The sequence below is a fragment of the Aureimonas glaciei genome (assembly GCF_014643375.1).
Taxonomy (GTDB): Bacteria; Pseudomonadota; Alphaproteobacteria; order Rhizobiales; family Rhizobiaceae; genus Plantimonas; species Plantimonas glaciei.
This window is the reverse complement of sequence record NZ_BMJJ01000001.1, coordinates 216,447-228,443: the sequence shown is the minus strand read 5'-3', so window position 1 is coordinate 228,443 and position 11,997 is coordinate 216,447. Positions and strand designations below refer to the sequence as shown.

13 protein-coding genes are annotated in these 11,997 nt (G+C 69.3%); 5 read left to right on the top strand and 8 right to left on the bottom strand.

Annotated features, from left to right (window positions below; translation table 11 throughout):
* Positions 1 to 9: 9 nt before the first annotated feature.
* The 4 genes from kdpC to kdpF all read right to left on the bottom strand — a co-directional run bounded on the left by kdpC (position 10) and on the right by kdpF (position 5,315).
* Positions 10 to 582, bottom strand: coding sequence for a potassium-transporting ATPase subunit KdpC (gene kdpC / locus IEX88_RS01085; RefSeq protein ID WP_188848706.1), 573 nt, complete (start codon positions 580 to 582; stop codon positions 10 to 12).
* 574 nt (positions 583 to 1,156) lie between these two features.
* Complete coding sequence (kdpB, locus tag IEX88_RS01080) at positions 1,157 to 3,202, bottom strand: potassium-transporting ATPase subunit KdpB (protein WP_188848704.1); 2,046 nt, start codon at positions 3,200 to 3,202, stop codon at positions 1,157 to 1,159.
* 215 nt (positions 3,203 to 3,417) lie between these two features.
* Positions 3,418 to 5,127, bottom strand: a complete 1,710-nt coding sequence (gene kdpA, locus IEX88_RS01075) for a potassium-transporting ATPase subunit KdpA (protein ID WP_188848702.1) — start codon at positions 5,125 to 5,127, stop codon at positions 3,418 to 3,420.
* A gap of 101 nt (positions 5,128 to 5,228) precedes the next feature.
* Positions 5,229 to 5,315: a K(+)-transporting ATPase subunit F gene (gene kdpF / locus IEX88_RS27235; RefSeq protein ID WP_188849265.1), complete on the bottom strand. Its 87-nt coding sequence runs from the start codon at positions 5,313 to 5,315 to the stop codon at positions 5,229 to 5,231.
* 681 nt (positions 5,316 to 5,996) lie between these two features.
* On the opposite strand from kdpF, the gene IEX88_RS01065 reads away from it, so the two are divergent.
* The 5 genes from IEX88_RS01065 (at position 5,997) to IEX88_RS01045 (ending at position 9,403) form a co-directional block, all read left to right on the top strand.
* Positions 5,997 to 6,332 (top strand): hypothetical protein, encoded by a 336-nt coding sequence (locus tag IEX88_RS01065; RefSeq protein WP_188848700.1) that lies wholly within the window; start codon positions 5,997 to 5,999, stop codon positions 6,330 to 6,332.
* 178 nt (positions 6,333 to 6,510) lie between these two features.
* On the top strand, positions 6,511 to 6,822 hold the full coding sequence (locus IEX88_RS01060) for an ATPase inhibitor subunit zeta (protein WP_188848698.1): 312 nt from the start codon (positions 6,511 to 6,513) through the stop codon (positions 6,820 to 6,822).
* A gap of 181 nt (positions 6,823 to 7,003) precedes the next feature.
* On the top strand, positions 7,004 to 7,294 hold the full coding sequence (locus IEX88_RS01055) for a helix-turn-helix domain-containing protein (protein WP_188848696.1): 291 nt from the start codon (positions 7,004 to 7,006) through the stop codon (positions 7,292 to 7,294).
* A 100-nt stretch (positions 7,295 to 7,394) separates the two neighbouring features.
* Positions 7,395 to 8,048, top strand: a complete 654-nt coding sequence (locus IEX88_RS01050; RefSeq protein ID WP_188848695.1) for a DUF1345 domain-containing protein — start codon at positions 7,395 to 7,397, stop codon at positions 8,046 to 8,048.
* A gap of 191 nt (positions 8,049 to 8,239) precedes the next feature.
* Complete coding sequence (locus IEX88_RS01045) at positions 8,240 to 9,403, top strand: HPP family protein (RefSeq protein WP_188849264.1); 1,164 nt, start codon at positions 8,240 to 8,242, stop codon at positions 9,401 to 9,403.
* Positions 9,404 to 9,749: 346 nt separating this feature from the next.
* On the opposite strand, the gene IEX88_RS01040 is transcribed toward IEX88_RS01045, so the two are convergent.
* The 4 genes from IEX88_RS01040 to minC all read right to left on the bottom strand — a co-directional run bounded on the left by IEX88_RS01040 (position 9,750) and on the right by minC (position 11,914).
* Positions 9,750 to 9,905 (bottom strand): hypothetical protein, encoded by a 156-nt coding sequence (locus tag IEX88_RS01040; protein ID WP_188848693.1) that lies wholly within the window; start codon positions 9,903 to 9,905, stop codon positions 9,750 to 9,752.
* A gap of 160 nt (positions 9,906 to 10,065) precedes the next feature.
* A complete protein-coding gene (gene minE, locus IEX88_RS01035) occupies positions 10,066 to 10,341 on the bottom strand; it encodes a cell division topological specificity factor MinE (RefSeq protein ID WP_188848691.1) in 276 nt (91 codons plus the stop codon).
* Positions 10,338 to 11,153, bottom strand: coding sequence for a septum site-determining protein MinD (gene minD / locus IEX88_RS01030; RefSeq protein ID WP_188848689.1), 816 nt, complete (start codon positions 11,151 to 11,153; stop codon positions 10,338 to 10,340). The genes minE and minD overlap by 4 nt, the downstream gene beginning before the upstream one ends.
* A 29-nt stretch (positions 11,154 to 11,182) precedes the next feature.
* On the bottom strand, positions 11,183 to 11,914 hold the full coding sequence (gene minC / locus IEX88_RS01025) for a septum site-determining protein MinC (protein WP_188848687.1): 732 nt from the start codon (positions 11,912 to 11,914) through the stop codon (positions 11,183 to 11,185).
* Positions 11,915 to 11,997: the final 83 nt, after the last annotated feature.

Sequence of the window (11,997 nt, the reverse complement as noted above, 5' to 3'; positions counted from 1 at the left end):
GGCGGACTCTTAGGGCTTCGGCGCCGCCTGGTCGAGGGCGAGGTTCAGGGCGAGGACGTTGACGCGGGGCTCGCCGAGGATGCCGAAGGTGCGTCCCGCCGTGTTCCGGACGACCAGCGCTTCGACGTCGGCCGCCGCCATGCCGCGGGCGGTGGCGACTCCGGCCACCTGCGCCCGTGCATAGGCCGGCGAGATGTCGGGGTCGAGGCCGCTGCCGGAGGTGGTGATCGCGTCGGCCGGGATCGGCCCCGTGGCGCCGGCGGCGCGCAGGGCATCGGCGTCGGTCATCAGCCGCTCGGCGAGCTTGGCCGAGGTCGGACCGAGATTGGTGCCCGAGGAGGCGCTGGCGTCGTAGCCCGTGCCGGCCGCGGAGGGGCGCGGCTTGAAGTATTCGGGACGGGTGAAGGCCTGGCCGATCAGCCGCGAGCCGACCACTTTTCCGTCGCGCAGGACAAGGCTGCCGTTCGCCTGATCGGGGAAGATCGCTCCGGCGACGCCGGTCATGCCGAGGGGATAGGCGATGCCGGTGAGCGCGGCGAGGAGGACGAGAAGGGTCAAGGCGGGGCGGAGTTGGGTGAGCATGGGTGTTCCTTTGGAGGTGTCAGGTAATGTTCTTCTCCCCTCCGGGGAGAAGGTCGCGGCAGCGGGATGAGGGGGCGCTGCGGTGGCTGGTCGAACGCCGGCCCCTCATCCGCCCCTTCGGGGCACCTTCTCCCCCGAGGGGAGAAGAAAACCGCTGGTTCAGACGAGGCCCAATAGGGTCAAGGCGGGGCGAAGCTGTGAGAGCATCGAGGTTCCTTGGGAGTGTCAGGGTTATGTTCTTCTCCCCTCCGGGGAGAAGGTCGCGGCAGCGGGATGAGGGGGCGCTGCGGTGGCTGGTTGAGCGCCGGCCCCTCATCCGCCCCTTCGGGGCACCTTCTCCCCCACGGGGAGAAGAAAACCGCTGGTTCAGACGAGGCCCAATAGGGTCAAGGCGGGGCGAAGCTGGGTGAGCATCGAAATTTTTTTCGAAGTGTCAGGGTTATGTTCTTCTCCCCTCCGGGGAGAAGGTCGCGGCAGCGGGATGAGGGGGCGCAGCGGTGGCGGGTCAAACGCCGGCCCCTCATCCGCCCCTTCGGGGCACCTTCTCCCCCAAGGGGAGAAGAAAATTGCTGGTTCAGACCAGCCCCATCCCCGCCACCGCCATGTCGATCAGCTTGATGCCGGCGAAGGGCACGAGGATGCCGCCGAGGCCGTAGATCAGGAGGTTGCGGCGCAGGATCGAGCCGGCGTCGCCGGGTGTGTATTTCACGCCCTTCAGCGCCAGCGGGATCAAGGCGACGATCACGAGGGCGTTGAAGATCACCGCCGAGAGGATGGCGCTTTCCGGCGAGGCGAGGCCCATGACGTTGAGGAGGCCGAGCTCGGGGATCGCCGTGATGAACAGCGCCGGGATGATGGCGAAGTATTTCGCCACGTCGTTGGCGATGGAGAAGGTGGTCAGCGCGCCGCGCGTCATCAGCAGCTGCTTGCCGATGCCGACGACCTCGATGAGTTTCGTCGGATCCGAGTCGAGATCGACCATGTTGCCGGCCTCGCGGGCGGCCTGGGTGCCGGTCTGCATGGCGACGCCGACATCGGCCTGCGCCAAGGCAGGCGCGTCGTTGGTGCCATCGCCGCACATGGCGACGAGCCTTCCCTGGCGCTGCTCGTTGCGGATGTAGTTCAGCTTGTCCTGCGGCGTCGCCTCGGCGATGAAGTCGTCGACGCCGGCCTCCGACGCGATGGCCGCGGCCGTGACCGGGTTGTCGCCGGTGACCATCACCGTGCGGATGCCCATGCGCCGCATCTCGGCGAAGCGCTCCTTGATGCCGGGCTTGACGACGTCCTTGAGGTGGATGACGGCGAGCAGACGCCCGCCCTCACACAGGCCGAGCGGCGTGCCGCCGGAGCGGGCGATGCGTTCGACGGCCTGGGTGAAGGCGGCAGGCTCGGCGCCGGTATTCCCGGCTGCTGCGACGAATTTCCGGATCGCGTCGATCGCGCCCTTGCGGATCTGCCTTCCGTCGACGTCGACGCCAGAGAGGCGCGTCGCGGCGGAGAATTCGATGAACGCGGCGCCGACGCCCGGGCCGCGCGGCACCTCGATCGCATACTTGTCGCGGGCGAGCGTCAGGATCGAGCGGCCCTCGGCCGTCTCGTCGGCAAGGCTTGCCTGCACCGCGGCCAGCGCCGCCTCGGCTTCGCCGACGCCGGGCACCGCGACGATCTCCGACGCCATGCGGTTGCCGAAGGTGATGGTGCCGGTCTTGTCGAGGAGCAGCGTGTCGACGTCGCCGGCCGCCTCGACCGCCCGGCCGGACATGGCGAGCACGTTGTGGCGCATCAAGCGGTCCATGCCGGCGATGCCGATGGCCGAGAGCAGGCCGCCGATGGTCGTCGGGATCAGCGTCACGAGGAGGGCGACGAGGATCGGCACCGGCACGATGGCGCCGGCATAGCGGCCGAGGCCCGCGAGCGTCGCGACGGCGATCAGGAAGATCAGCGTCATGCCGACAAGGAGGATGGTCAGCGCGATCTCGTTCGGCGTCTTCTGCCGCTCGGCGCCCTCGACGAGGGCGATCATCTTGTCGAGGAAGGACGAGCCGGGCGCCGCGACGATGCGCACGACGATCCAGTCGGACAAGACGGTGGTGCCGCCGGTGACGGCCGAGCGGTCGCCGCCGGCCTCGCGGATGACGGGCGCGGATTCGCCGGTGATCGCCGCCTCGTTGACCGAGGCGATGCCCTCAACGATCTCGCCGTCGCCGGGGACGATGTCGCCGGGCTCGACGAGGACGAAGTCGCCGACCTTCAGCTCCAGCGCCGAGACCTCGGCATAGCCGCCGCGGTCCTTCGCGTTGACGAGCCGCTTGGCCACCGTGTCGGTGCGCGCCTTGCGCAAGCTATCGGCCTGGGCGCGGCCACGCCCTTCGGCGACGGCCTCGGCGAAATTGGCGAAGAGCACGGTGAACCAGAGCCAGGCCATGATCTGGCCGGTGAAGGCGAGCGGGTTCCCGGCGAGAACGTCGCGGGCAAACAGCACGGTGACGAGGACGGCGACGATTTCGGTAACGAAGATCACCGGGTTCTTGGCGAGCTTGCGCGGGTCGAGCTTGCGGAAGGCGTCGAGCGCGGCGCGGCCGAGAAGATCGGGCGAGGCGATGGCGGATGCGGCGGCCATGGGAGGGACTCCAAGGGTTGAGGAGCCGGCGCGAGGGGCGCGGCGGAGGGATTATTCTTCTCCCCTCCGGGGAGAAGGTGGCCCGGAGGGCCGGATGAGGGGGTGCGGCCTGTCCGGAGAGGGCGAGCGGTGCTGCGCACCGGCCCCTCATCCCGCTGCCGCGACCTTCTCCCCGGCGGGGAGAAGAAGCAGCGTCGGCCGGCGGAGACTCTTCGTCAGAACGTCTTGCCGCCCAGCATCTGCACCTGTTCGGCGAGCGGCCCGAGGGCGAGCGCCGGGAAGAACTGCAGGCCGCCGAGGATCAGGATCAGGCCAGCGAGCAGGCCGACGAAGAGCGGGCCGGTGGTCGGAAACGTGCCGGACGAGGCGGAAAGGCGGGTTTTCCCGACCAGCGAGCCTGATATCGCCATCATCGGCACGATGTAGGCAAAGCGCCCGAGCAGCATGGCGAGACCGAGCGTCGTGTTCCACCAGGGGCTGTTGGCGGAGAGGCCGCCGAAGGCCGAGCCGTTGTTGCCGGCCGCCGAGGAGTAGGCGTAGAGGATTTCCGACAGGCCGTGCGGGCCGGCATTGCCGAGACCGGCCAGCGCCGTCGGCAGCACCGAGGCCACGGCGGAGAAGCCGAGGATCGCCGTGGGCAGGATGAGGATCGCCAGCACCGCCATCTTCACCTCCTTCACCTCGATCTTCTTGCCGAGATATTCGGGCGTGCGCCCGACCATCAGGCCGGCGACGAAGACGGCGATGATCGCCATCACCAGCATGCCGTAGAGGCCCGAACCGACACCGCCCGGCAGGATTTCGCCGAGCTGGATCAGGAACATCGGCACCATGCCGCCGATGGGCGTGAACGAGCCATGCATGGAATTCACTGCGCCGTCCGAGAGGCCCGTGGTGACGGCGGCGAACAGCGCCGAGGCGGAAAGGCCGAAGCGGACTTCCTTGCCCTCCATGTTGCCGCCCGACGGATCGAGGCCGGCGGCGACGAGCGACGGCGTGCCAGCGCTTTCGGCCCAGTAGGCGACGCCGACGCCGGCGACGAGGAGGAGCGCCATCACCGCGATGATCGCCCTGCCCTGCCGACGGTCGCCGACGAGATGGCCGAAGGCGAAGACGAGGCCCGCGGAGACGACCAGCATCTGCCAGATGGTCAGGAAGTTCGAGAGCGGCGACGGGTTCTCGTAGGAGTGGGCGGCATTGGCGTTGTAGAATCCGCCGCCATTCGTGCCGAGCTGCTTGATGGCGATCTGCGAGGCGACGGGCCCCAGCGCCAGCGTCTGCTCGCCGCCCTCGAGCGTCGTCGCGGTGACGGAGGCTTCGAAGGTCTGCGGCGTGCCCATCGCGACCTGGGCGAGGCCGGTGACGATGGCGAGCGGCAGCAGCACGTAGAGAACGGCGCGGGTCATGTCGACGTAGAAATTGCCGACGGTCTGCATGCCCGAGCGGGCGAAGGCCCTGATCAGCGCCACGGCGAGCGCGATGCCGGTGGCAGCCGAGAGGAAATTCTGCACGGCAAGGCCCGCCATCTGGCTGAAATGGCTCATGGTGGTCTCGCCGCCATAGGACTGCCAGTTGGTGTTGGTGACAAAACTCACCGCCGTGTTGAAGGCGAGATCCGGCGAGACACCGGCAAAGCCCTGCGGGTTGAATGGCAGCACGCCCTGCAAACGCAGCATCGCGTAGAGCAACACGAAGCCGAGCCCGTTGAAGACGAGCATGCCGACCGTGTAGGCGAGCCAGCCCTGCTCCTTCGCGGGATCGATGCCGGAGAGCTTGAAGAAGCCACGCTCGACCGGGCCGAGCACGGGGGACAGGAAGGTGCGCTCGCCCGCAAACACGCGCGCCATGAAGGCGCCGAGCGGCACGGCGCAGACGAGCACCGCGCCGAACAAAAGGACGATCTGAAGCCAGCCGATCGCTGTCATCGCTTGGGGTCTTTCGATGGGAGAGTGCCGGCGCCGTGCGGGCGCCCCGCCGCGGCCGAAAGGCGGGGCGAGGCGGGCGGGCGGCGAGCGGCGCTGAAGGGTTAGAACTTCTCGGGGCGCACGAGCGCGAAGACGAGATAGGCGAGCAGCCCGAGGGCGACGGCGGAGCCGAGAAAGAGGTCCAGCATGGCTCAGGCCTTCGCGGCCCAGCGGGCATAGCCCGCCATGATGCCGAAGAAGCCGATGCCGACGAGGAGGTAGACGATGTCCATGGTTCAGGTCCCTGTGTCCGGTCCCGACACAGTTACGCAGTCCCGCGTAAGCTCTCGATACGGATTTGCCGTGCTGGCGATAAGGAAGCCGTAAAGATCGGCCTGTTTCGCTGTCCTCGGCGCGCCGGACCGGACGCCGGGAGTGATTTGGCCCGTCTCTATGATCGGCAGTCAGTCCGCCACTGCATCGGGTGTTCGAAGAGGCGCTGCCGTCCGGCCTTCCGCCCCGATCGATCCCGCCTTCGAGCGAGAAGCGTGCCCTTGCCGGCGTGGTGGGGGATCTCATGAAGGGGGATGGACGGACGTGAAGTCCGTGCCTGCGATCACGTTTCGGTCAACCCGACACGCCGGCAGGTCTCGAACCCGCCCTCCATCGCGGGAGGACGACCGATGCCACCGTCTCCTCGCCCCGCTCAAGGGTCGAAACAGGCCGGAAACGCGGGGGTCCGACGACGGGTCCGGCGCAGCGGGCAGGCTCCGGCCGTTGCGGCAAAAATGTCGCTGCAGCAAGGTGATAGGCGGCCGGAGAGGCTGCCGTTAACGCTTCATTAACCAGGTTCTCGGCATTTTGGAACCTGTCCAAAGCGAGGTCCCACCATGCACAGCCGCTATGCCCCCAACGAAGCCAGCTGCCCCATCGCCCTGGAACTTCTGGCCCTTCTGCTGCGCTCCAGCCAGGAGCGGATCGAGGAGGTCGTCGGCCGCCTGCCGCCGCAGCAGCGGGCGGCGCTCGCCGCCTTCGCCTACGGTCGCTCGCACATGCGGGCCCTCGGCCTGATCGTGGCGGCGCAATGCGACGAGCGCTCCCTGATCACCGTCGCCGGAACCGCGGGCGAGGTGCTGTTCGACCAGTCCCGCACCGCCGCCGCCGTCGACACCGAGCTCAACCCGCAGCGCCGCAAGCGGATCTCCCTGTCCAAGGTCGCGGCCTGACACCCGGCCGGGCTCGGGCAGACCGTCCAGAGGCCGGCATAGTAACGCTCGCTTATTTCCTCAGCGTCACCGTCAATATCTTCTGAAACCCGGCCGCCGATTTGTCGGGGTAATTCGGACGAGTTCTTATCGGCCCTCTGCCATCTTTCTCCTGCCAACAGTGGAACAGGGGAATGTCATGCAGGTCAGCGCCATCCGCACCCAACTCGCCCAGAGAAACTACGTCATCCGCGAGGAGCGGTCCTTCTACAGCCGCGCCCATGCCGACCTGATCGTCGGGCTCTGGGCCGCCGAACAGCTCGGGATCGAAGGCGACGAGGCGATCAAGGCCTATGCGGCGAACATCCTGGCGACCGGCGTGATCGTGCCCGGCGGCCGCGGCGGCTTCGAGAAGCTGGCAGCGGACCTGGCCGGCACGAGCGTCAGCCTCGAACAACTGCGGGCGCGCTACGGCCAGGCGATGCTGAACTCCTTCGTCGGCGCGGCCTGACCGCTCGGCAGCCTGATCCGCGGCGGCAGACCATGGCGCCAGGCGCCTGAGCCGGACGTTCCGCGTCTTCAAAGCCCTGCGGTCGCGGCGCCGGGGTCGGCGAGGGTCCGTCGGCCGCCTTGCGGGGGCTTTCGCCACGCGGTACTGCCGGGGATCCGCCAGAGCTCAAACGGTCCTCGCCATGCCCCTGTCCCCCGCCCAATGCCGTGCCGCGCGCGCCCTTCTCGGCTGGTCCGAGGAGCAGCTGTCGGCCGCTTCCGGCGTCGCCCCGACCGCCATCGCCAATTTCGAGGCGGGCCGGCCTTCGCCGCACGATCCCGCGCTGGCCGATCTGCGGACGGCCTTTGCCGCGGCCGGCGTCGACGTCTTCGGCGAGGATGGCGCGGGCGGGCCGGGTGTCCGCTGGTACAGTGTTCGCCCTGCCGACGAGGGTCGCCGGCCCGAGGACCTCAACGCCACCAACGACGACTGACGCGGGCGGCCGGCGCCAGACCCTGGCCGGCGACAAGCGCGCTCGGCCGGCGCATCGTCGCCGGGACGATCCGCGCCCTTTCCGGCTGGAGCTCCGCCGCATGCTCGACAACCCCTATACCCGCCATCACAAGCGCTTTCTCCTGGCGGCCGCGCTGGCGATCCTCGCCTGGTGGCCGCTGGCCGGGCTGCCGACGACGCTGCGGCTCCTCGTCGTCGGCGACGTCTTCTTCTTCCTCTACCTCGCACTCCTCCTGCACATGACCGCAACCCACGATCTCGACGACCTGCGCCAGCGCGCCCAAACCGAGGACGAGGGTATCGTCATCATCGCGCTCCTCACGCTGGCGGCAATCGGGCTCAGCCTGGTGTCGATCTTCGGCCTGATCAACCGCAGCGGCGGGCCGGAGGGCACCGGCCTTTGGATCGCGCTCGTCAACGTGCCGCTCGGCTGGGCGAGCCTGCATGCCATGGCGGCGCAACACTACGGCCGCCTCTATTACGGCCCGACAGAGGCGGGAGACGGCCAGACGGAACGCGGCGGCCTCGACTTTCCCGGCGAGGACGATCCGGGCTCCTGGCATTTTCTCTACTTCTCCTTCGTCATCGGCATGACGGCGCAGACGGCGGACGTGGCGATCACGGCGCCCGTCATGCGCCGGGTGGCGCTGGCCCATTCGGTCGCGTCGTTCTTCTTCAACACCGTCCTCGTCGCGCTCGCCGTCAACGTCGCCGTCGCCGTCGGCGCCAGGTGATCCGCTTGGACGCTGCGGGGAACGCGCTTGCGACCGGATCGGCCCCGACGAAGGGAGCGCGGCAGAACTCGGCGGTGACGGGGCCCGCCTTGACAGAGCGCGACCCGGCACGGCCTTCATGCCCGGAAGGCGCCAAGCCGGGTCCCGCGATTCGGCCGGCTCCGGGCGGGGCGCCGGCATCAGGGAGCCCGATCCTGGCCTTCTTCTCCCATCTCGTTCCCTCTCTGTCGCCGGTCAGCGTGCGCGAGCGCCTGCGCAGCGCGCTCGGCGCCGGGCTCGGCATCCTCGTCACCGGCCTCGTCAGCCGCCTGGCGCTCGGCGAGGACTCGGGACTGCCGCTGCTGATCGCGCCGATGGGCGCGTCCGCGGTCCTCCTCTTCGCGGTGCCGGCGAGCCCGCTCGCGCAGCCCTGGTCGATCGTCGGGGGCAACACGATCGCCGCCCTCGTCGGCGTTTCCGCCACGCTCGCAATCCCCGATCCGTTCCTCGCCGGGGCCGTCGCCGTCGCCCTCTCCATCGCCCTGATGATGACGCTGCGCTGCGTGCATCCGCCAAGCGGCGCGGTCGCACTGACGGCGGTGCTCGGCGGGCCGGCCATCCACGCGCTCGGCTTCGGCTTCGTGCTCTGGCCGGTCGGCGTCAATTCGCTGCTGCTGCTCGCCACGGCGCTGGCCTTCAACAATGCCAGCGGCCGCTCCTATCCGCACGTGCCCGCCGCCCGGCCGGTCGACCGCCACACCGCGGACCCCGCGCCGAGCGCGCGCGTCGGCTTCAGCCCGGCCGATCTCGACGCGGCGCTGGCCGAGTTCGACCAGCTGCTCGACGTCGACCGCGGCGATCTCGAGGCGATCCTGCGGCAGGCCGAAATGCGCGGCTACCAGCGCCGGGCGGGCGACACGACCTGCGGCGCCATCATGTCGCGCGACGTCGTCGCGATCTCGCCCGATGCGCCGCTGCGCGAGGCCTTCGACCTGATGCGCCATCACCATATCAGGGCAATCCCGGTCACCGACGACAATGCCCGCATCCTCGGCATCGTGACGCAGAGCGATCTCCTGCAGAAGGCGGTCTGGGGCGCCGGCGGGCCGCGGCTTGCCCTGCGGCACCGGTTGCGTCTCACCGCCACGCACGGCCGCGCGCCGCGCGCCTCGATTGGCGACATCATGACGACGCCGGTGATTCAGGTCGGGTCGCAGACGCCGATCGCCGACCTCGTGCCAGTGATGACCGATGCCGGCCTGCACCACCTGCCGGTGGTCGACGACAACGGCAAGATGGTCGGCATCGTCTCGCAGACCGATCTCATCGCCGCCCTCCTCGCCGACCGTGTGGCCGGGCGGTCCGCGGCGGGCTGACGCCGGCGGTCGATCAAGTTGAAAGGGGTTTTGCGCCCTCAGGCGGCCGGGCTTGCCGGCCGACCACGATGGCGGGCGGGCACGACCGTCGCGGGACAGGGCAGCGGCAAGGCGGCTGTCATTCTCGGTCTGCGCGGATTTCCGGCAAGGGACCCGCGTCAGTCGGCCTGGCGGGCGGCCGCCCTGTCAGGACAGCGGCGCAACCGTTCTCGGGCCAAGGCACCCCGGGGGGGCGAGCCCCGGGTCGGCAGGTCGGGCGCGGCGGAAGGGGCTGTGCCCTGTGCCCGCCGCAGAGGGCCGTCCGGCCGAAGCGGCCGGCCCTGTCAGACGCCCGCAGGCGCCGGTGTCAGTGACTGCGGCCGGCGGCGGCCTCGCAGACCTCGACATGCTTGCGAAGGGCGTCCATGCCGAGCATGGCGGTGATGCTGCGCACGTCGCGGCCCTTGAGCTGCGGCGCGTCCTGCACTTCCTGCAGGCGCTTCAGAAGGTCGGCTCTGGTCATCGCTCAGTTCCTTTCAGCTGGCGGGACGGCCGGATGATTCGGCCGTCGCGCGCGTGTCGTCGGCACCGATGAGGACGGCGCCGGCCCACGGCCCTTCCGGACCATGGCTCAGTGTGGAGGACCAAGCTTGCGGCAGCCCGGACTCTCCCGACGCCGCGGCTCAGTGCGCCGCGGCGAAGGACTTGGTGGCGGCAAGGTCCGGCAGCTCGATGTCGACTTCGAGCGTCGAGACGACGTCGCCGCGCTCCATCTTCACCTTCACCTTGTCGCGGTCGATGGCGACATGCTTGGCGATGACGGCGAGGATCTCCTCGCGCAGGACGGCGACGAGGTCCGACTGGCCGATGGTGGCGCGCTCGTGGGCGAGCAGCACCTGCAGCCGCTCGCGCGCCGCCGGGGCGGTCGAGCGCTTGTTGAAGAAGCCGAAAAGGCTCATGCCGCCCTCCTACCAAACAGCCGGCCGAGGAGGCCCTTGCGGTCGCCGGGAATGGTCATCGGGATGTCGGCGCCGTTCAGGCGCCGTGCCGCGTCCATATAGGCCCGGGCCGGCGCGCTGGTGGCGTCGCTCAGCGTCACCGGCGTGCCGGTGTTGGAGGCGCGCAGCACTTCCGGGCTTTCCGGGATGATGCCGAGGAGCGGGATCGACAGGATCTCCAGGACGTCCTCGACCTTCAGCATGTCGCCGCGCTCGGCGCGGGCGACGTCGTAACGGGTGAGGAGAAGGTGCTTCTCCATCCGCTCGCCGCGCTCGGCCTTCAGCGTCTTGGCGTCGAGAATGCCGATGATGCGGTCGGAATCGCGCACCGAGGAGACTTCCGGATTGGTCACGACGACGGCGACGTCGGCATGGCGCATGGCGAGCGTCGCGCCGCGCTCGATGCCGGCCGGGCTGTCGCAGATCACCCAGTCGAAGCGCTCGCGCAGTTCGGCCATGACACGGTCGACGCCCTCGGTGGTGAGGTTGTCCTTGTCGCGGGTCTGCGAGGCCGGCAGCAGCGACAGCGTGTCGATGCGTTTGTCGCGGATGAGCGCCTGCGACAGTTTTGCGTCGCCCTGGACGACGTTGATCAGGTCGTAGACGACGCGGCGCTCGGCGCCCATCACGAGGTCGAGATTGCGCAGGCCGACGTCGAAATCGACGACGACGACGTTCTGTCCGCCCTGCGCCAGCGCCGCCCCGAGGGCCGCCGTCGACGTCGTCTTGCCGACCCCGCCCTTGCCCGACGTCACCACCATCACTCTGGCCATTTGGATATCCTTGTTCGTTCGAATTCGTGTCAGCCGAGAGCTACGGTCTTCAACTCGTCGCCGTCGAGCCAGGCCTGCACGGACTGGCCGATGAAGCGCGCCTCGATGTCCTCGGCGGTCTTGTAGAGGCCGTCGATGGCGATCAGCTCGGCCTCGAGCTTGCGGCAGAAGATGCGCGCGGTGGGCTGGCCGGCGGAACCGGCGAGCGCCCGGCCGCGCAGCGAGCCGTAGACGTGGATCGAGCCGCCAGCGATGACCTCGGCCCCGGAGGCGACCGAGCCGAGTATGGTGACGTCACCTTCCGGAAAGACGATCGACTGGCCCGAGCGCACCGGCGAATCGATCACCAGCGAGCCCTGCAGCACCGGCACGATCGGGGGCGAGCCCACGACCTGCGGCTTTCCGGCATCGGCCTCGGTCGGCGTCTCGTCCGGGACGATGTCGCCGGCAGCCCGGCCGCCGCGCATTTCCGGCGGCATGCCAGGGCCGAGCAGCGAGGACGCCGCGCCCTCGATGCCCATGATGCGCACGTTGCGGCTGGCGAGCTGCGCGATCAGCCCGGAGAGATCCTCCTTGGTGATCTTCAGCCCGGCGACGTCCAGGACGATCGGCCGACCCAGGAAAAAACCGGTCGAGCGGGCGGCCAGATCGTCGAGGCTGGCCAGCCAGTCGCGGAAGGGGAGTTCCGGCGACAGCACCAGCGCCAGGAAGGAGCGGCCACGCAGGCGAACCGGTTTGATCATGGTTAAGGCTTCGGTCATATTGGTTAATTCTTGGTTTCCATGTCGATCTAAGGGCTGCGTCGTTAATAAGGCGTTAAGATGAATGCACCGGCTTGAGCGAA